The organism is Methylovulum sp. (genome assembly GCF_028687615.1).
Taxonomy (GTDB): Bacteria; Pseudomonadota; Gammaproteobacteria; order Methylococcales; family Methylomonadaceae; genus Methylovulum.
Map to the genome: position 1 here is coordinate 56,442 of NZ_JAQTZU010000014.1, position 20,134 is coordinate 76,575.

Sequence of the window (20,134 nt, forward strand, 5' to 3'; positions counted from 1 at the left end):
TGGAAGCTGACAATTGATTGTTAATGGAAGAGCCTTAGGCTCTTTTTTTTTGTGCGTAAGTAAGCGAGGAAATAATGAAGCAGGCCCCTGAGCATTTGGTCAATCTGATCGAGCCAGTTGTTGAAGGTTTAGGGTATGAATGTGTCGGTATCGACTATCATCCGCATCCCAAGCACGGTCTGTTACGGATTTATATTGATAGTGAAAACGGCATTTTGGTTGATGATTGCTCAAAAGTCAGTCATCAAATCAGTGGTGTTCTGGATGTCGAAGATCCGATTCCGGGCAACTATCAATTGGAGATTTCTTCACCAGGCGAAGACCGTCCATTTTTTAAAATCAGCCAGTTTGAACGTTTTATCGGTAGCACCGTATTGGTCAATTTATTTAAACCCATAGAAAACCGTAGAAAAATCAAAGGTTCGATTGAAGGTGTTGCGGGTGATATTATTACACTTAAGGAAGATGGCCAGGTTTTTGAAGTGCCGTTTAGTGCCATGAGTAAAGCGCGTTTAGTACCTGATAACCATTTAATGAAAAAAAGCATTTAATCAAGGCATCGAAAAAGGAGCTCGAAGTGGCAAATAAAGAAATTTTATTGGTAGTGGAGGTGTTCTCCAACGAAAAGGAAATTGACAAGGAAATTGTTTTTCAGGCGATAGAATCAGCATTGGAAGTCGCTACTATCAAGCGTCATGTGAACTCAATCAAAGCCCGCGTTGCCATTGACAGGAAAACCGGCGATTACAAAACTTTCAGGCAGTGGGATGTGGTTGCGCCTAATCCGGCTTGTGATGGCGATGTGGAATTCCCGACCACCCAAGTCCTGCTGGAAGTGGCGCAGATGGATGATCCCAATATCAACGTAGGTGATGTTGTTGAAGAAGAAATTGATTCGGTCGATTTCGGCCGCATTGCCGCGCAACACGCCAAGCAAGCGATTATCCAGAAAGTCCGCGAAGCCGAGCGTAAAAAAATTGTCGATGCTTACCATTCACGTATTGGCGAGTTGGTCACAGGCATCGTCAAACGCATAGAAAAAGGCAGTATTTTTATGGACTTGGGCGGTCACGTCGAAGCCTTTATAGCCAAAGAAGACATGATTCCGCGCGAGGCCATCCGTATCGGCGACCGTGTTAGAGGTTATTTGAAAGACGTGCGTCTGGAGCAACGCGGCCCGCAACTGTTCATTAGCCGCACTGCGCCAGAATTGTTGACGGCCTTGTTCCGCCTGGAAGTGCCCGAGATTGCCGAAGGCACTATTTCCATCATGGCTGCCGCCCGCGATCCGGGTTCCAGGGCTAAACTGGCGGTAAAAAGCAATGATCCAAGATTGGATCCGGTTGGCTCTTGTGTCGGCATGAGGGGGGCGCGGGTGCAATCAGTCACTAACGAATTGGCAGGCGAACGGGTCGATATTATCCTTTGGAATCCCAGCGAAGCCCAATTTGTCATCAACGCCATGTCTCCGGCTGAAATCCAGTCTATTATCGTTGATGAAGACAAGCACAGCATGGATTTGGCGGTCAGTTCAGAAAATTTGTCGCAGGCCATAGGCCGGGGCGGGCAAAACGTGCGCTTGGCCTCGCAATTGACGGGTTGGGAGCTGAATGTCATTGATGCGTCCAAAGCTGAGCTGAACAACGAAGCGGAAATATCCAAAATTACCCAGTTGTTTATGGAGCAATTGGATATTGACGAAGATATCGCCTTAACCTTGGCAGAAGTCGGTTTTAATACGGTTGAAGAAATTGCCTATGTGCCGGTCAGTGAAATGCTGGATATTGAAGGTTTTGATGAAGATCTCGTCAATGAGTTGAGAAGCCGTGCGAAAGATGCCTTGTTGATCAGCGCGATTGCCGCCGAAGAAACCAGGGAAACCGCCCATCCGGCTGAGGATTTATTGACAATGGAAGGCATGGACGATGATTTGGCTTACGAATTGGCAAGTCATGGAATTATTACTATGGATGATTTGGCCGGGCAATCGATAGATGATTTGCTGGATTTTACCGGCATGACAGAAGAACGGGCGGCAAAATTGATTATGAAGGCGCGTGAGCCTTGGTTTGCTTAAGGCACAGCGAGTAAAGGGGAAATAAATGAGCGATAAAACGGTACGGCAGTTAGCTGAAGTAGTCAAAATACCACTAGAGCGATTATTGGAGCAACTGAAAGAAGCAGGATTATCTGCCAGCTCCCCTGATGATGTCATCAGTGAAGATGAGAAAATGCAATTGCTGGGGCATTTGCGTAAGCGCCACGGAAAACAGGAAGATAGCACCGCCTCTTCACCGCGACGGGTGACGCTGGAACGCCGGAAAGTGATGGAAATCAAACAGTCCACAGCACCTGGGAGTTCCTCAAAAACGATCAGCGTTGAAGTGCGGAAGAAGAAAACCTATATCAAACGGCCTGAGATGGTGGAAGCGGAACCGGCCCAAATTATCGAGCCGATAAAGCCTGTCCAGGTTGAAGAAGTGCCGCAAACGCCGCCATTGCCAACCACGGTGGAAACCGTAGTCGCCGTCGCTGTGCCTGAGCCTGTCCAAGAAAATCCAGTGCTTGACGAAACGGTGCAAGCGGGCGTGCCTGAAGCAGAAACCCTAGCCGAGCCAGCACCCGCACCTACAGCCAAAAAAGCCAAAGCAGAGCATGTCCAGCCTAAACCTAAACAAGAAAATAAAGTTGAGGGTGTAAGCAAGGCGGAGCCACCGGTTGACGCGTCTTCCGAACCAGAATTAATTGATGAACTGGATCCCGAAGAGAAGTTTTCGACGATAAAAATCAAAGACGACAAGAAAATTAAACAAGATAAACCGATCAAGGCCAAAGAAACCGACGAAGTCAGAAAAAAACAGCAGGAAAAAGAACGCCGGCTTGAAGAGTCCATCAAGAAAAATGCTGAAAAAGTAAGGCAGCAAGCGGCCGCCAAACAACAGGAAGGCGCGTACAAGAAAAAGCAAGAAGAAGGCGCATTGCGTACACCTGGCAAAAAAGGCAAAAAGAAAGGCAAGCAAAACCAGCGTGTCGCCATGCCTTCTGAAAACCGTCATCAGTTTGAGATGCCGGTCGCGCCTATCGTTAAGGAAGTCACCATTCCTGAGATGATCATCGTCTCCGATTTGGCGCAAAAAATGAGCGTCAAAGCCGCGCTGGTCATCAAGCATCTGATGAAGCTAGGGATTATGGCGACCATCAACCAAAGCATCGACCAGGAAACGGCGGTCATTTTGGTTGAGGACATGGGGCACAAACCCATCATGCAAAGCGACGATGACTTAGAGCAAGAGATGCTTGCCGAAGTGTTGGCGGAAGATAACCGTGTGGCTTTACCCCGCGCCCCTATCGTCACCATCATGGGCCATGTCGACCACGGTAAAACGTCGTTGCTCGATTACATCCGCAAAACCCGCGTCGCTGCCGGCGAGGCGGGTGGGATTACCCAGCATATTGGTGCGTACCAAGTCAAAACTGACCACGGCGCGGTCACCTTCCTCGACACGCCAGGCCACGCCGCGTTCACCGCGATGCGGGCGCGGGGCGCCGATGTCACCGACGTGGTTATTGTCGTAGTCGCCGCCGATGACGGCGTGATGCCGCAAACGAAAGAAGCGGTGGAACACGCACGGGCGGCGAACGTGCCGATCATTGTCGCGATGAACAAAATCGACAAGCCCGAAGCCAATCCCGATAAAGTCATGCAGGAGTTGTCTACGATCAACGTTTTGGCGGAAGAATGGGGTGGTGATGTCCAATTCCTGAAAATTTCCGCTAAAACAGGCGCAGGTATTGATGATTTGATCGAAGCCTTGATTGTCCAAACCGAAATTCTCGAACTCAAAGCCCCTATCGAAGGCGCGGCATCCGGTATTGTCATCGAATCACGTTTGGACAAAGGCCGTGGTGCGGTCGCTACGGTGCTGATCCAAAAAGGCACGCTGGAAAACGGGCAAATGGTTTTGTGTGGCCATGAATATGGCCGCGTCCGTGCCATGTTCAACGAAAATGGCAAAACCATCAAAGAAGCCGGCCCGTCAGTACCTGTCGAAATTTTGGGCTTGTCCGGTACTCCGAATGCCGGGGATGAATTCTTGGTGGTCCAAAACGAGCGGGTTGCCAAAGACCTGGCGAAACATCGTGAAGACCGCAAGAAATTTACCCGTCAAGCCGCCCAACAAGCGTCCAAACTGGATGAAGTGTTCTCACGCATGACGGCAGGTGAATTGGCCAGCGTCAACCTGGTGATCAAGACCGATGTACAAGGCAGTTTGGAAGCCTTGCGCGGTTCCTTGGTCGGTTTGTCGAATGATGAAGTCGAAGTCAAAGTCATTTTTGGTGGTGTCGGCGGTATCAACGAAGGCGATGTCAACTTGGCCTTGGCTTCCGGTGCGATCCTGATCGGCTTCAACGTCCGTGCCGATGCCACTTCACGCCGCCTGATCGAAGAAAAAGGCGTGGATTTGCATTACTACAGCGTCATTTACGATGCCATTGACGAAGTTAAAAAATCCATCAGCGGTATGCTGGCCCCGGAAATCAGGGAGCATATTGTCGGCCTCGCCGAAGTCCGCGACGTGTTCCGCTCGCCAAAATTCGGCGCGATTGCCGGTTGTATGGTCATCGATGGCTATGTCAAACGCAACCTGCCGATCCGCGTCCTGCGTGAAAACGTGGTGATTTACGAAGGCCAGTTGGAATCGCTACGCCGTTTCAAAGACGATGCCGCCGAAGTCAAAATGGGCATGGAATGCGGTATCGGTGTCAAGAACTACAACGACGTGCAAGCGGGCGACCAAATCGAAGTCTTCGAGCGCACTGAAGTCAAACGGGTATTGTAAGCATGGCAAAAGAGTATGGCCGCAAAGACCGCGTCTCCTCGCAAATGCAGAAAGAACTCTCGTACATTCTGCAACGTGAGGTTGACGATCCACGGTTGGGGTTCGTCACCATCAACGAAGTCGAGGTCACCCGTGACCTCGCCGTCGCGAAAGTCTACGTCACCGTGCTGAACGCCGATGCCGACGGCAAAAAAGCCAATCTGAAAGTGTTGAACGAACTCGCCCCGCAAATCCGCCACCTGCTCGCCAAACGGATGCGCCTACGTCACATCGCTGAACTACGTTTTCATTACGATGATTCATTTGATACGGGGATGCGGGTGGCGGAATTGTTGAGCGAAGTCAACAAGACATTGCCTGAAGATGAGTCTTAGGAGATTGGGCTACCAACTTAAGGCGGGATAAAAACAACTGGGCCAGACCTTCCAGGTTTTAAAAACCTGGAAGGTCTAAATACCTACGAGTAATTGGGAAATTACCTGTGTCCCGCCTTAAGTTGGTAGCCGGAGATTGTGATGGAATATCTGGTTAATTTGCACATAGAAAAATTGCCCGAAGGGGTTTGTTTGGCAACATCTGAGGATATTCAAGGCTTGGTGGCGCAAGGGCAGACCTTGACAGAAACCTTGGCTATCGCTGCCGACGTAGCCAAGCAATTATTAGCAGCGCAAACGGAGCGGGATATTTTGTCACCGCTAAACATCCCGACTGATTCATTTGATTACTCCTTAAATAGTGAATGGCTAAAAATGGGTCAGTTAAGATTTTTTATTTCTGAATCGAGCGTATTTTGATGGCATGATTCTGTTTCAAAAGTAATGGCGATTAACATCTAATTTATTTTTCAGAGGTAACTATGCTGACATTGGAAATTGAACAACAACCTGAATGGATTAAGTTGATTGAACAAGGTGAAGAAATCGTTGTTTTGCAACATAACCAGCCTGTCGCCAAAATCATTCCATTTGCTTCGCAAGTTAAACGCAAATTAGGTACAGCTACAGGATTGTTTGCTATTAGCGATGATTTTAATGAGCCACTGACTGATTTTGACGGCTATCAATGAAGCTATTGTTGGATAAAGTATTGGTGAGCAAACGCACCTCCGACCGTAACGTCCACGGCATTATTTTGTTGGACAAACGCTTAGGCGTGTCTTCCAACAAGGCTTTGCAGGAAGTCCGCCGCTTGTTCAATGCCAATAAAGCTGGGCATACCGGAGCTTTAGACCCGTTAGCCAGTGGCTTATTGCCGCTGTGTTTTGGCGAAGCGACCAAAGTGTCTGCGTTGATGCTGGACGACGACAAACGCTATCAAGTCACCGTGCAATTAGGCGTGATGACCGATACCGGGGATGCCGAAGGCAAGGTGGTTGACACAAAACCGGTGCCGGCGTTGACGCTTTCCGACATTGAAGCCTGTCTACAAAAATTCACGGGCGCAATCGAGCAAGTGCCGCCGATGTATTCGGCCTTGAAACATCAGGGCAAAAAACTTTACGAATTGGCACGCGAAGGCATCTCGATAGAGCGCAAGGCGAGGAACATCCATATTTACGGATTGACTTTGTTAAGCCATACGGCTGATCAATTGGACTTGGACGTTTCTTGTTCCAAAGGCACTTACATCCGTTCTTTGGCGGAAGACATAGGCCACGCCTTAGGCACTTGCGGCACGGTGACGGCATTACGGCGTTTGGGGGCAGGGCAGTTTTCCATCAGCGAAGCCAAGACACTGGAAACATTGGCGGCGATGGACGAACAAACGCTGTTCAACACCTTGATTCCAGTTGATAAACCTTTGTCCGCGCTGCCAGCCGTGTATCTGTCTGACGCACAAACCATCGCTATCAATTATGGGCAGGCCATCCACTTTGAAAATGCCGGATTGGGTACTGTCAGGCTGTACCACGAAACCCTGTTTTTGGGGTTGGGGGAAATGCTATTGGATGGTAAAATAGCACCGAGAAAATTGTTTAATATGAACAAATAGATACACACTGTTTTTCGTCTTCACAATACTGGAGACGTCAATAGGCCAAGATGCAAGCCTTGTGTCGAAGCCACGCCGTCCTGCTCTACACCCTATCGTGGAACAGGATTTTTCCTAAGTCGCCCTTTGGCGGCTTTATTTTTTTATACTTTAATCTTATAGGGATTATCAAAACATGCCATTTACCGCAGAACAAAAAAAAGCCGTTGTTGAAGCTTACCGTTTGACAGAAACCGACACGGGTTCCCCAGAAGTGCAAGTCGCGTTGTTGACCGCGCACATCACACATTTGACACCGCACTTTGCCGCCCATAAAAAAGACAACCATTCCCGCCGTGGTTTGTTGCGCATGGTCAACCAACGCCGCAAGTTGTTGGATTATCTGAAAAATAAAGACGTCGCCCGCTACCGTTCTTTGATTGAACGTCTGGGTCTGCGTAAGTAAAGATGCCATTGGGGGGACGCAAGCGTTTGCGTCCCTAACAAGAAACGCTACAACCCCAGTAGGGATATGGTCGCCATATCCTTATCCGAACCTCTACACAAAGGAATCTTATAGTGAATCCTATCAGGAAAGAATTTCAATACGGCGCACTCACAGTCAAGCTAGAAACGGGTGAAATTGCCCGCCAAGCCGACGGCGCGGTGATGATCGACGTTGACGGTACCACTTTGCTCGTCACCGTGGTGGGCAAAAAAGAAGCCAATGGCGGGGATTTTTTCCCGTTGACCGTAAATTACCAAGAAAAAGCCTACGCGGCGGGCAAAATCCCGGGTGGTTTTTTCAAACGCGAAGGGCGGCCTAGTGAGCAAGAAACCTTAACGTCCCGTTTGATAGACCGTCCCATTCGTCCGCTCTTCCCTGAAGGCTATACCAACGAAGTGCAGATAATTGCCACCGTGGTTTCGTTAAACCCTAGTGTCGATCCCGAAATTCCAGCCCTTTTAGGTGCGTCCGCAGCTTTGGCGGTTTCCGGCTTGCCATTTAACGGCCCTATCGGTGCGGCTTGTGTCGGTTATAAAGACGGTGCGTATCTGTTAAACCCATCCCCAGCAGAATTAAAAGAATCACAATTGACCTTGGTTGTCGCCGGCACAGCCCACGCGGTATTGATGGTGGAATCTGAAGCCGCTGGCTTATCCGAAGAAGTCATGTTAGGCGCAGTGTTGTTCGGTCACGAACACATGCAAACGGCGATTAACGCGATCAACGAATTTGCCAATGCGGCAGGCAAAGGCGTGGTTGGTTGGACAGCTCCCGAAGCCAATGCCACTTTAGTTGGATTAGTGACTGCGGCGGTTGCAGCGGACATCAAAGCCGCTTATCAAGTGCCGGAAAAACTGATCAGACAAGAACAGCTCAAAGCCATCCGTAACGCCGCCGTTGAAAAACTCACCGCTGACGGTGACTACGAAGCGAATGCGATCCGCACGATTATCGAACATCTGGAATACACCATCGTCCGCAATGCGATCTTAAACGAAAGCAAACGTATCGACGGACGCGCATTGGATTCCATCCGCCCGATCAGCATCCGCACTGGCGTATTGCCACGCACCCACGGTTCGGCCCTGTTCACACGCGGCGAAACCCAAGCCATCGTGGTCGCCACTTTAGGCACACAACGCGATGCGCAAATCATTGACGCATTGGCGGGTGAATACAAAGAACCGTTCATGCTGCATTACAATTTCCCTCCGTACAGCGTAGGTGAAACGGGTCAAGTCGGTTCGCCAAAACGCCGCGAAATCGGCCATGGCCGTTTGGCAAAACGCGGTGTCGCCGCCGTGCTGCCGAACATGGAAGAATTCCCCTACACCATCCGCGTGGTTTCTGAAATCACCGAATCGAACGGCTCCAGTTCTATGGCTTCCGTGTGCGGCAGTTCCTTGGCATTGATGGACGCCGGTGTGCCGATCAGCGCACCGGTTGCCGGTATTGCGATGGGCTTGATCAAGGAAGGCGACCGTTTTGCGGTCTTGTCTGACATCATGGGCGATGAAGACCACCTAGGCGATATGGACTTTAAAGTCGCCGGTTCAGAACAGGGCATCACCGCTTTGCAAATGGACATCAAGATTGACGGCATCACTGCCGAAATCATGAAAACCGCGCTGGAACAAGCCAAGCAAGGCCGTTTGCATATCCTTGGCGAAATGAACAAGGCGTTGGCTTCAACCCGCGAAGAAATGTCTGATTTTGCACCGCGCATCATCACCTTCAAAATCGACCCTAGCAAAATCCGTGAAGTGATCGGCAAAGGCGGCGCCACCATACGCGGCATCACCGAAATCACCGGTGCTAGCGTTGACCTGACCGATGACGGCATCGTCAAAATCGCCTCGGTGGACAAAGCCGCAGGTGAAGAAGCCCGCCGCATGATTGAAGAAATCACCGAAGAAGTCGAAGTCGGCAAAGTCTACGAAGGCAAAGTCGTCCGCCTGATGGACTTCGGCGCATTTGTCACCATCCTGCCTGGCAAAGACGGTTTGGTGCATATCTCGCAAATTTCCGATGAACACGTCGATAAAGTCAGCGACAGACTGAACGAAGGCGATGTGGTGCGGGTGAAAGTGCTGGAAATTGACCGCCAAGGCCGTGTCCGGTTGAGTATGAAGGAAGCGGACAAAGAAGAATAAGCGTTGTCCGTTGGCGGTAAAAACTAAAAGGGTCTTAAGACCCTTTTTTTGTGGCTACTAAAATGTATTACTCCCATCTGACTGAAAAACCGTATGCCTTTATAGAGAGATAACCTTTGATTTAGAAGATGTTTCCTTATTTCAAGGTGGTACGTTTTCAAAGTGAGATGGGAGTAGAAAAAGTAATTGTTGGTGCGAACATCATCCCACTTGAAATAATGGGTGCTTACAGGTCTCCGCGCCGGGCCATTTCAATATACGTGCTCAATAAATAATTGACTAATACACTTAAATTTTCTTGGCTCACTTGGCAGTTTTCAGCTAAATACAGCAATACATCTTTATTTAAATAAATAGCTACTTGCATATCTTCTACAGGAACGGAAAGTTTGCTTTGTTCCTTGAGGGAAAAATCATATTTATTTTGCATTTTATGTCTCGTGGTTACCAATAACTTATGTAACGGCATTATTGGTGGTCTGTAAGGTAATAATTATTTGTTCACGCCGCTATCGGTTTGCCAAATGGCTTAGATGAAGTAATTATTACCATTATTTTTGGTAATTTTTCACATTATTTTATTTTAATTTAATTACTTAGTTATTGTTTATTATAAGTAAACAACACTTGTTAAGCAATAAGCCAGCAATATTTTGGTTTCTATTAGAATACATAATTAGTATGCCAATAGGCTCGTAGACCGTTATACTGTCTGTCAGTAAACTTTTTACATGGAAAATAATGACCTTTATCTACGAATCAAACAGGCGAGAGAGCATTCAAAGCTGACACAGGCGATGCTGGCTATATCGGTTGGTGTCAAACGCTCATCTGCCAATCAATGGGAATCGGCGCATTTACGCAAGGAACCGTCAACTCAAAATCTGATTAAAATAGCAACAATTACGGGAGTGAGTTTTGAGTGGTTAGCGACTGGGCGTGGCGATATGGTTTGGCATTACACAATTAAAGAGCCGAATAACAGTTACGGGGAATTGTCGCCTAAAGAAAAATATTTGTTGGGCCTTTTTGCTAAGTTGCCAGAACGCAGACAAAAAGCATTGTTGGCATTTTTGGGCAATGATTAATATAGTTTCCAGATTCTGGAATCCCTATTATTAAGGATTGATGTCATAAGACCTGTCAGGTTTTAAAAACCTGACAGGTCTGTGTTGGCAATTGCCAAAATTATTTTAGGCTTATTCCTAAGTTAAGTTTAGGCTTATGAAACGATGGTAAAAATATTTCGCCCACCCAAAATTATACGAAGTTATGGTGCATTGTCAGGCGACGAAGCTATCTGGCTTTGGTTGGACGCCGCCAGCAAATTCGGCGATCTTGTTTATGCGTAAACCTTGGGTTGTCTAGAGATTTTTAGCGGTTGGGGAAATGTCGAATGCTTGCTTCAGTTTGTTGTGTGGGGAGAGGGTTATGGCAAGGAGGATTTGTACAACAGATCCAAGCTTGAAGTGCTTGGCTTTAGGATTTGATGTGGGACAATCACAAATTTTTAACATAAAAAAACCCTCCGATGATTTCTCATACGGAGGGTTTTTTATACTACTTATTTGCCTGAAATTTGTGACGCAGTAGCGTTGTTGCTAGTGTGTCTTTTTTCTATGTTAGAAAAAGTTTCAGTTTGTAGTGCTGCAACAGTACCACTTTGCAAATGTTTGGTTTCATCTTTTTTCAGTAAAACAACCAATAGAATGATGCCAGCGATGCAACCGCCAACAACGTACCACAGTGTATTGTCATCTTGAGCTTCAGCCATTTTAAAATCCTCATCTATAGTTATTGATATTTTTGTTATTTCCCTTTCCTCAAAGGGAGCAACCCTAAATTCAAGATTTATGAGTTGGTTGTCGAAAGTTTTTCTTAAACAACGGTGTAATTTTTATCATGATAAAAGTATTGTGTCAAAGCTATTAAAGAAAAATTACAAGATTATTAAAATTTAGTTAGTATTGTCGTATGCTTATATTTTGCAACAAATTGAAAATAAATAAGAAATAATCGCCTGTGAAGTCACTGCTTAAAATTAAAAAATTATTTTTAATCACAAAGCGCCGCCCTTCCCATATCCATTGCAGGGCGTCCATCTAGGAAAACGCCTTATTAAAGGTTATGATAGCGGCAAGTGCTTGTCACTAAGGCATAAACGATTGCTAAACTTTCCAAGCAATATGAATTTATCGTTGCTGGCGGATCTATAATTTCGATGTAAACCCAATATACCAATTAAATTTTTTGAGATTGATTTTATGAGTATTTCATTAAGTAAAGGCGGCAATATCAGTTTGTCAAAAACCGACCCTAGCCTTAAAAATGTCATAGTCGGCTTAGGTTGGGATGCCAGGCCAACGGATGGTGCTGATTTTGATTTGGACGCCAGTGCATTCATGGTCAAGGAAGATGGCAAAGTCCGCTCAGACAGTGATTTTATTTTTTATAACCAAACGAAATCCACTTGCGGCTCGGTTGAACATACCGGTGACAACCGCACGGGGGCGGGTGATGGTGATGATGAGTCTGTTATCGTGTTGCTCGATAAAGTTCCTGGCGACGTACAGCGCGTGGTTTTCACGGTGACTATCCACGAAGCTGAGCAACGTAAACAAAATTTCGGTCAAGTCACCCATGCGTTCGTTAGGATCGTCAATAAAGATACCGGTATAGAAGTGACCCGTTTTGATCTTAGCGAAGATGCTTCCATAGAAACCGCAATGATTTTTGGTGAAATCTACCGACACGGCGGCGAATGGAAATTCCGCGCAGTCGGGCAAGGCTATGCCGGCGGTTTGGCGGCGTTGGCGCGGCAATGCGGCATTAATGTATAAATCATAATTATGTACCTAAACCGGTTCTACAAACAGCGTTCCTTTGTTTTTGATCATACATCCAACTGATAAAGGCTAAAAATGAGTTATAAAGCCCGTTTAATAAAATTGGCAATAAAATGTACACCCAAGATCATGGTGGTATGGGGGGCGAATATTGTACTTAAAGGCATTGCCGAACTGACCGATTTTAAGTTTGATCTGGAAACCCGGAAAGTCTACGTTCGAACCCTGCTAAACGGCGAAGTGGAGGCGATTGAAGTGTGGGTGGAAGATTTTGCTATGGTCAACGATGGGGAAAACTACACATTTATCATCCAGCAAGCCCAATCAAACAAGCTGTGGTTGACTAATTTGCTGTCGCATATCATTGGAAGAGCTTGGAAAATTCCTGTGACACCACAATTAAAATCTCATATTGAGCTTCTGTCAGAGCTATTAAAAGCCGAAAAACCGGAACAGAAAGAAACTGATTAAAGAATGAATGGACTGCTCCATTGATTTTGAACAAAAGCCCAACTTGTCACTCTAGCGAAGCTTAGCGTTATCGACTTTCCGTAACGATAAAAACGGAAATTGTTTTTTTTAGTTAATCAATAACAAACGAGGAGAATAAAATCATGGCAATATCATTGACAAAAGGCGGCAACGTCAACTTAAGCAAAGAAGTCCCAGGCTTGAACAAAATCATCGTGGGTTTAGGCTGGGATGCCCGCTCCACCGACGGCGCGGCGTTCGATTTGGATGCCAGCGCGTTTTTGGTCAAACTGGACGGCAAGGTCCGTTCCGATAGCGATTTTTGTTTTTTCAACAATAAAGTCGTTGCTGATGGCGCCGTCCAACACATGGGCGATAACACCACCGGGGCAGGCGAGGGCGACGATGAAGTCGTTAAAGTTGAATTGGCAAAAATTCCTGCCGATTTGGATAAAGTCGTTTTCACCGTAACCATTTACGATGCCGAAACCCGCAAACAAAACTTTGGCCAAGTCAGCCATGCTTTCATCCGCATCGTCAATGAAGAAGGCGGGCAAGAAATTGCCCGTTATGATTTGAGCGAAGATGCGTCAGTTGAGACGGCGATGATTTTCGGCGAAATTTACCGCATCGGTGCAGAATGGAAATTCAAAGCCGTAGGCCAAGGCTTTGCCGGTGGCTTAGGCCCATTGGCGGCGTCGTTTGGCGTCAACGTTTAAGGAACTATGATGGCTATTAATTTACAAAAAGGGCAAAAAATATCGTTGTCCAAAGAATCCGGCGGCAGCTTAAGCAAAGTCATTATGGGCTTGGGCTGGGATGCGAAAAAAAGCGAGAAAAAAGGCGGTATGCTGGGAGGCCTGTTTGGTGGCGGCGCGGGCGCGGGTGATTCGATAGACTTGGATGCCTCCTGCGTGATGTTTGACGATAACAACAAATCGGTAGATGTTGTTTATTTCGGGCATCTGAAAAGCAAAGATGGCAGCATCACCCACACCGGCGACAACCGCACCGGCGATGGTGACGGCGATGACGAGCAAATCATCGTTGACCTGGATAAAGTGCCTGCCAACGTCAAATCGTTGGTGTTCACGGTCAATTCCTTTACCGGACAAACCTTTGATTCGGTTGAAAATGCTTACTGCCGCATGGTCGATAGCAGCAACAAAGCTGAAATCGCCCGTTACACGCTCAGTTCGCAAGGTTCGCACACCGCGCAAATCATGGCTAAAGTCTACCGCCACAATGGCGAATGGAAAATGCACGCCATCGGCGAAAACGGCACCGGCCGCACCATCGAAAATTTGCTGCCGCAAATCATCCCCCATCTTTAAAACTAATGCGCATTTGGTTCAATAAAACCTTCTCCACCATCAGCGCAGTCTTTAATAACCTTCACCTGGCCGGACGGCCAGGTGAAGTCACGATTATCTGCACCCACACCCACAACACCGCCTCGGCTTTTTTGGCGGCAGACGAATACTACCTTGAACCGAGCCTGATTGATGAAGCTTATCTACTCTGGTGTTTGGATTTTTGCCTAAGCCATCGGATCGGTTTGTTTTGGCCCGGCAAAGAAGCGGCGCTTATCAGCAAGCATCATGAGCGTTTCCAGGCCATCGGTGTGCAAGTCCTGTCGGTTGCCGATTACAACACGCTGAGTTTGCTCGACAACAAAGCCGGGTTTTACGCCGCGCTAAACCCCGAAATTGCCCCGACGATGGACTTTATTGCCGTTGATAATCTGGATGCGTTCGACCGTGCCGTCATGGAATTGTCCACCCGCCACGAAAGCCTGTGCGTCAAACCTTCCGTGTCCGTGTTTGGCCTGGGTTTCCGCATCCTTGACACTCAGCGCGACAGCATCACCCATTTAGCCAAAGGCGTGGAATACCAAATCCCGCTATCCGAATTGCGTTTGGGTATGTTCAACACCCGTCATTTCGAGACGATGTTGGTCATGGAACACTTGGGCGGACACGAATGGAGCGTCGATTGCGCCGGGCGGCATGGCGAACTGCTATGCGCCGTGCAACGTAAAAAACCCCTGCTCAAAGGCCACGGTCAGGAAATTGACAACAACGCCGATATACAGGGTATGGTTGAACGCCTGAGCAGGCATTACCGCCTGAACGGCTTGTTCAACATCCAGTTTAAGGAAGGCAAGTACGGGCCAAAGTTGCTGGAAATCAACCCGCGTCCGTCAGGCGGTTTTGGCATGGCGTGTTTGGCGGGCGTGAATCTGGCGAAAGTCGCTTTACAGGCGATCAAGGGGGAGAAGGTGATTGTGCCTAGCATTGATTATGGCTTGCGGGTTACGGAAGTGGGGATGCCTGTGGTGTTGAGGAATGTGGGTTGACGTTCGGCTATAAATATGGCGGATAGCTTATGGCTAAGATTGAGGGCATTCGGGTCAAGAATTTTAAGACGTTGAAGGATGTGACGTTGGGTAAATTATGGAACGTTTTTGACATTGAGCCATTAACACCAATGACCGTTGTTATAGGTAAAAACGGCGTTGGTAAAAGCACACTATTTGATGTTTTTGGTTTTTTAGCAGACGCTCTTAAATTAGGAGTTGAAGATGCTTGTGATTTATCTGGCCGAGGCGGGTTCGAGGGGATTCGCTCGCAAGGACAATCAGGTGCCATTGAATTTGAAATAGCTTATAGGGAAAGTGTCAGCCATTCTCTTATTACATATAAAATTTCTGTTGATATTGATGGGAATGGCCGACCTTTTATAACGGCTGAGTCATTTTTTCAAGTATCCAGTAAAAGTACGATTTATTACTTAGTGCTTATCAAAGGATTTGGTTTTGCTTTAAAAGATCAGGAAATAAATTTAAATGACACTAATGAAAATGGTTTCGAGCTTGATAAGCTCCAAACACTCCTTTCCGAAGCAACTCATGAGTTTAGAAACGAAAGCTCAAATTTATCAATATCTGTAATCAATCAAATCGCACAAAAAAATGGCTTGAATTCATTTGAAGCAGTCGGGTTAACTGATAATAGAAAACTGGGTATAGCTACGCTAGGTGCGCTTACCCAACATCCTAGAATATCGGCTTTTCGTCAATTTATCGAAAATTGGTATCTTAGTTATTTTACTCCCGATGCCGCCCGAACTCTGCCCATGTCCGGCGCACAACAACACCTAAACAGTAAAGGCGACAATATCGCCAATTTTGTGCAATTCATGGAACGCGAACGCCGCGACAAATTCCAAAACATCCTAAACCGCATCGCTGAAAAAATTCCGGGCATTGGTTCAATCAAAACCTACCGCGACCAGATCAGCAACCAATTGCATTTGCTGTTCCAAGACATAGGCTTTGATAAGCCATTTTACGCCCCGCAAATGTCCGACGGCACACTCAAAGTCTTCGCCTACTTGCTACTTTTAGAAGACCCCAATCCGCCGCCGTTCATCTGCATCGAAGAACCCGAAAACGGCCTATACCACAAACTGCTGGAAACCTTAGCCGCCGAATTCCGTAGCCATGCCACCGGAAAGGATGACGGCTCACAATTGTTCATCACCACGCACCAGCCTTATTTTGTTGATGCCTTAGAACCGGAAGAAGTTTGGGTACTGGAAAAAGGCGAAGACGGTTTCGCCAAAATAACCCGTGCCAGTGATATTCCTTACGTCCAAAACATGGTCAATGAAGGTTTGCCTTTAGGGTCGTTATGGTACAGCGATTATCTGGATGCCCGCTAAACTATGCACTTTGAGATTTTGGTTGAGGGGCAATGCGAAAATACCGCTTTATCCATATTAATGCCAAAAATTATTGGCGAATATCGCCAACCCCATACTTGGAATATTCGCCCGCATCGAGGTATTGGCAAACTGCCAGAGAATCCTGCCGCAGAGCCTAATAAAAACGATCAGACACTATTGCACAATTTACCTGCAAAATTAAAAAGCTACGGCATAGAACAAAACCCAAATTTGGTCGTGCTTGTGTTGGTTGACCTTGATGATAAAGCAGATTGCATAGCATTTAAAAATCAATTGCTGGCTTTATTGGATTATTGCGAAATTAAGCCGCGCACCTTATTCCGTATTGCCGTTGAAGAATTGGAAGCGTGGTTTTTAGGAGATGCAGCCGCATTAAAATCCGCCTATCCTGATGTACGGCAAGATATTCTCGATAATTATGTACAAGACTCACAAATCGGCACATGGGAACTTTTAGCTGAAGCCATTCATTTGGGTGGAATTGATGCTTTGTTATTGAAAAACAAGCGTTCGCCTTTAGTGCTTGAAGAAAAAAGAAAATGGGCAAAAGAAATCTCCCGACATTTAAACGTTGATCAAAACCAATCACCTAGTTTTTGCTGTTTTCGGGATGGTTTACGACGGATGGCAATCTGAGCCAACAATTGAAATTAGAAGGGTCATGCCCAAAAATCATCACTGTATGTAAACAGGCCTTTCTGATTTCAAAAACCTGAAAGGTTTTGCTGCTCAATATCCCAAAATCTCATTCCAAACTCACCATAAAATGCCCAAAAAACACACCATCCCCCTAGCTACCGGCACACTCCACCTCAACCTAATTCCGGGCAAAATCCCCCTCCATCGCTTATTAGGCTTTGCCGCCCGCGTCAGCAGCAAGCGCAAGTTTTTGCTGGTCAGCAAGGTGCTGGGCAAGCACTATCCCGTGTCACCTAAAATGATGGCCTGGTCTTATCGGGCTTTGGCGCGCTTGGTGTTGAAGCAAAAAATCGCCGCGCCGTCGTTATGGATAGGTATGGCGGAGACGGCGACGGGCTTGGGTTATGGCGTGTTTGCCGCCGCTTGCCATGAAGGTGTGCAAGATGCGCTGTTCATGCAAACCACGCGCTATGTGTTTGAAGGTTGTGACCGGCTGGAATTTGAAGAGGCACACAGTCACGCTACTGACTTTTTTTTATATTATCCTGAGCAAACGATAAATCGGCAGCTATTCCAAACCGCGCGGACTTTGGTGCTGGTTGATGATGAAATCAGCACAGGCAAAACCTTTTTGCGCTTGATTAAAGCCTACCAAGTGGTCAATCCGCAGTTGGAAAAAGTATTCATCGTCAGTCTGGTGAATTTCGCCCATGCTGCTGACCGACATTTTCTGGAAACCGAGTCGGGTGTGGAAGTCGAATGGGTGTGTTTCCGCGAAGGTGTGTTGCATTTTGACGATAGCCACAACGCCGCGCTGGACGGAATCACCATCAACGTCTCCGGCAATGGCGGCTGCAAAAAGCATCTGCTGGCTTGGCCTGGACGCTTCGGCATGGCGGCCCCCTTGCACTGGCAAGCGGGGACGCTGGAACGGCTGTTGCCGCTGTTAGGAGCTGGCGACGCTGACCCGCGCCCGGTGTTGGTGTTAGGCACGGGCGAATGCAACCCGCCCGCAATCATGCTGGGGCGGGAGTTGGAGCGGGCGGGTTATAAAGTCAAAGTGCAAAGCACCACCCGCTCGCCTATCCACCCAGGCAATGCCATCGGTTCGGTGTGCCAGTTCACCGACAATTACGACGATAACATCCCGAATTTTCTCTACAATCTGGATTTGTCCGCGTATCGGCAAATCATTTTGTGCCATGAAACGCCGCTGAATGACGCAGTGCTAAGCCGTTTACACGCTTGGCAGGCGATCAGCGCACGTTTCCAACTTACCAACCAGTCCACCCACGATGCAACGTTACATTTTTTTAGACCTTGACGACACCTTGTTCCAAACTCTGCACAAATGCCCCGATGCCGACGACCCCCGGTTGCAAGTACGGGCGTTATTGTCGGACGGCACCGCCAACTCTTACGCCACCCACAAGCAACAATGGCTATGGCAATGGTTTGAGCAAGACTTCAAAATCATCCCCGTCACCGGACGCGACGCCGGCGAATTCGCCCGTGTGCAATTGCCGTTTGCCGAAGAGTCGGTCATCATCCACGGCGCGGTGATTTTGGATAAGCAACGCCAAATCGACCCACAATGGCTGGCGCGACTGCAAGCCGAATTGCCGGATTATTATGAAAAGCTGTTGGCAGTTTGGCAGGACGTGGAACGCTTCGCCGCCCGCTACCCAGGTTACAAACCGCGCCTGGTCAACGAATTTGAGGTCACTTGGTATGGCGTCATCAAACACAGCGAAGGCAGGGAAGACGCGCTACGGCTGATGCTGAACGAAGTCATCATCAACCACCCGCACCTGCGCGACAGGAGTTTGTATTGGCATTTGAACGGCAATAATCTCGCCGTATTGCCAGACATCATCCGCAAAGAACACGCGGTGAGCTTCTTGCTGGAACGCTACCGGCAACAACACCCCGAATTGTTCACCTTTGCCGCAGGCGACAGCCACACCGACGCGCCGTTCATGGCCTTATGCGATTACGCGCTAATTCCTAAAGATACCCAGTTGCATCAGCGGTTGGCGGGGTAGCAATGAGCGGGCGGGTGTAGGGCCAATGCCGTTAAGTTAAGTTAAGATATAAATTATTAAAATCAATCTGTTACGAAGGAAAGATTGCAAAATATCAAATATAACCATTTGATTTTTAAGTTTGTTTTCTTAACTTAATGGCATTGAAGCGTAGGGTGGGAAAACAGCTTTATCGTCAGCATTTCTAGGGGCTACAGAATGGCTTTTAAACGAAACGGTAGTCCTGCAATCGGAATGATTTGTAAAAAGTCAAGCCTACCGATTTATTGGGTCGAATGCCCGTACTTCAAGGCGTACAGTCATCGCAATATTTTATTGACAAATCTATTATCATTCCGATTGCGGAACTACCAACGAAACATTCACGGGGATTGTCAATATTCCTGAATATTTAACAAGGGTTAAAATAGCCAATCCATTTTTGACCATCTTCCCATCAGGGTTACATTTGAGAGGAATTTGTAATGGTAGATTTTATCGCGGCTTTTAAAGAAGGGTTAAGTGCGGCTGAGATAGCTGATAAAAACAAACGAGAAATTGATTCAGTATTTAAACAATTAAATCAACAACTCGCATTGGAAACTAATGAAAAAATAAAAATAAAAATAAAAATAAAAATAAAAATAAAAGGCTCTATATGGGTTTCAAGGTCTTTTGCTAAAGATGTACGGCAAGCCGTTAATAAGCATGGCAACATTAAAAATACCCGTCATTCCGGCAGGGATTGCCGGAATCCAGATGCCAAGGATGGCATCTGCCAACTTCGTACAGTTAAAAACAATCGAATTGTTCGTTTTTTCGTTCGATTTTCGTCATTTTGCGTGATTATTAACGATAAAAAGACCCCAAAACCCATATAGAGCCAAAAAAATTCCTCAAAGAAGTTGAATCAGACCCTATTGATATTGAC

The 20,134-nt window shown here is 47.1% G+C and carries 22 protein-coding genes; 20 read left to right on the top strand and 2 right to left on the bottom strand.

Annotated features, from left to right (window positions below):
* Positions 1 to 74 precede the first annotated feature (74 nt).
* The 9 genes from rimP to pnp all read left to right on the top strand — a co-directional run bounded on the left by rimP (position 75) and on the right by pnp (position 9,473).
* Positions 75 to 551, top strand: a complete 477-nt coding sequence (rimP, locus tag PHH59_RS10215; protein WP_300015215.1) for a ribosome maturation factor RimP — start codon at positions 75 to 77, stop codon at positions 549 to 551.
* Between the two features lie 26 nt (positions 552 to 577).
* Positions 578 to 2,077 (top strand): transcription termination factor NusA, encoded by a 1,500-nt coding sequence (gene nusA / locus PHH59_RS10220; protein WP_300015218.1) that lies wholly within the window; start codon positions 578 to 580, stop codon positions 2,075 to 2,077.
* A gap of 25 nt (positions 2,078 to 2,102) precedes the next feature.
* Positions 2,103 to 4,841, top strand: coding sequence for a translation initiation factor IF-2 (gene infB / locus PHH59_RS10225; RefSeq protein WP_300015221.1), 2,739 nt, complete (start codon positions 2,103 to 2,105; stop codon positions 4,839 to 4,841).
* A 2-nt stretch (positions 4,842 to 4,843) separates the two neighbouring features.
* Positions 4,844 to 5,215 carry a 30S ribosome-binding factor RbfA gene (gene rbfA / locus PHH59_RS10230; RefSeq protein WP_300015224.1) on the top strand — a complete coding sequence of 124 codons (372 nt, stop codon included), beginning with the start codon at positions 4,844 to 4,846 and terminating at the stop codon, positions 5,213 to 5,215.
* A 141-nt stretch (positions 5,216 to 5,356) separates the two neighbouring features.
* Positions 5,357 to 5,635 (top strand): hypothetical protein, encoded by a 279-nt coding sequence (locus PHH59_RS10235; protein ID WP_300015227.1) that lies wholly within the window; start codon positions 5,357 to 5,359, stop codon positions 5,633 to 5,635.
* Between the two features lie 62 nt (positions 5,636 to 5,697).
* On the top strand, positions 5,698 to 5,907 hold the full coding sequence (locus tag PHH59_RS10240; protein WP_300015230.1) for a hypothetical protein: 210 nt from the start codon (positions 5,698 to 5,700) through the stop codon (positions 5,905 to 5,907).
* A gap of 23 nt (positions 5,908 to 5,930) precedes the next feature.
* The gene (gene truB, locus PHH59_RS10245; RefSeq protein ID WP_300015367.1) at positions 5,931 to 6,833 is read left to right on the top strand and encodes a tRNA pseudouridine(55) synthase TruB; all 903 of its coding nucleotides are present in this window, start codon (positions 5,931 to 5,933) and stop codon (positions 6,831 to 6,833) included.
* Positions 6,834 to 7,008: 175 nt separating this feature from the next.
* Positions 7,009 to 7,278, top strand: coding sequence for a 30S ribosomal protein S15 (rpsO, locus tag PHH59_RS10250; RefSeq protein ID WP_019868341.1), 270 nt, complete (start codon positions 7,009 to 7,011; stop codon positions 7,276 to 7,278).
* Between the two features lie 113 nt (positions 7,279 to 7,391).
* Positions 7,392 to 9,473: a polyribonucleotide nucleotidyltransferase gene (pnp, locus tag PHH59_RS10255; protein ID WP_300015238.1), complete on the top strand. Its 2,082-nt coding sequence runs from the start codon at positions 7,392 to 7,394 to the stop codon at positions 9,471 to 9,473.
* Positions 9,474 to 9,699: 226 nt separating this feature from the next.
* Here pnp and PHH59_RS10260 read toward each other — a convergent pair whose 3' ends face one another.
* Positions 9,700 to 9,903, bottom strand: coding sequence for a hypothetical protein (locus tag PHH59_RS10260; protein ID WP_300015241.1), 204 nt, complete (start codon positions 9,901 to 9,903; stop codon positions 9,700 to 9,702).
* 301 nt (positions 9,904 to 10,204) lie between these two features.
* On the opposite strand from PHH59_RS10260, the gene PHH59_RS10265 reads away from it, so the two are divergent.
* Positions 10,205 to 10,561, top strand: coding sequence for a helix-turn-helix domain-containing protein (locus PHH59_RS10265; protein ID WP_300015244.1), 357 nt, complete (start codon positions 10,205 to 10,207; stop codon positions 10,559 to 10,561).
* A gap of 476 nt (positions 10,562 to 11,037) precedes the next feature.
* On the opposite strand, the gene PHH59_RS10270 is transcribed toward PHH59_RS10265, so the two are convergent.
* A complete protein-coding gene (locus tag PHH59_RS10270) occupies positions 11,038 to 11,247 on the bottom strand; it encodes a hypothetical protein (RefSeq protein WP_300015247.1) in 210 nt (69 codons plus the stop codon).
* 490 nt (positions 11,248 to 11,737) lie between these two features.
* On the opposite strand from PHH59_RS10270, the gene PHH59_RS10275 reads away from it, so the two are divergent.
* From PHH59_RS10275 to PHH59_RS10320, 10 genes are all read left to right on the top strand, one after another.
* Positions 11,738 to 12,313 (top strand): TerD family protein, encoded by a 576-nt coding sequence (locus PHH59_RS10275; RefSeq protein ID WP_300015250.1) that lies wholly within the window; start codon positions 11,738 to 11,740, stop codon positions 12,311 to 12,313.
* Between the two features lie 81 nt (positions 12,314 to 12,394).
* Positions 12,395 to 12,790: a hypothetical protein gene (locus PHH59_RS10280; protein ID WP_300015253.1), complete on the top strand. Its 396-nt coding sequence runs from the start codon at positions 12,395 to 12,397 to the stop codon at positions 12,788 to 12,790.
* A gap of 143 nt (positions 12,791 to 12,933) precedes the next feature.
* On the top strand, positions 12,934 to 13,509 hold the full coding sequence (locus PHH59_RS10285; RefSeq protein WP_300015256.1) for a TerD family protein: 576 nt from the start codon (positions 12,934 to 12,936) through the stop codon (positions 13,507 to 13,509).
* A 9-nt stretch (positions 13,510 to 13,518) separates the two neighbouring features.
* A complete protein-coding gene (locus tag PHH59_RS10290; RefSeq protein ID WP_300015259.1) occupies positions 13,519 to 14,124 on the top strand; it encodes a TerD family protein in 606 nt (201 codons plus the stop codon).
* Positions 14,125 to 14,129: 5 nt separating this feature from the next.
* Positions 14,130 to 15,149, top strand: a complete 1,020-nt coding sequence (locus PHH59_RS10295) for an ATP-grasp domain-containing protein (RefSeq protein WP_300015262.1) — start codon at positions 14,130 to 14,132, stop codon at positions 15,147 to 15,149.
* 131 nt (positions 15,150 to 15,280) lie between these two features.
* Positions 15,281 to 16,516 (top strand): AAA family ATPase, encoded by a 1,236-nt coding sequence (locus PHH59_RS10300; RefSeq protein ID WP_366904877.1) that lies wholly within the window; start codon positions 15,281 to 15,283, stop codon positions 16,514 to 16,516.
* A 3-nt stretch (positions 16,517 to 16,519) separates the two neighbouring features.
* The gene (locus tag PHH59_RS10305) at positions 16,520 to 17,176 is read left to right on the top strand and encodes a DUF4276 family protein (RefSeq protein ID WP_300015268.1); all 657 of its coding nucleotides are present in this window, start codon (positions 16,520 to 16,522) and stop codon (positions 17,174 to 17,176) included.
* Between the two features lie 130 nt (positions 17,177 to 17,306).
* Positions 17,307 to 18,503: a phosphoribosyltransferase domain-containing protein gene (locus PHH59_RS10310; protein ID WP_300015271.1), complete on the top strand. Its 1,197-nt coding sequence runs from the start codon at positions 17,307 to 17,309 to the stop codon at positions 18,501 to 18,503.
* Positions 18,475 to 19,224, top strand: a complete 750-nt coding sequence (locus PHH59_RS10315) for a hydrolase (protein ID WP_300015274.1) — start codon at positions 18,475 to 18,477, stop codon at positions 19,222 to 19,224. Before PHH59_RS10310 ends, PHH59_RS10315 begins: the two co-directional genes overlap by 29 nt.
* Positions 19,225 to 19,688: 464 nt before the next feature.
* Positions 19,689 to 20,084, top strand: a complete 396-nt coding sequence (locus PHH59_RS10320; RefSeq protein WP_300015277.1) for a hypothetical protein — start codon at positions 19,689 to 19,691, stop codon at positions 20,082 to 20,084.
* Positions 20,085 to 20,134: the final 50 nt, after the last annotated feature.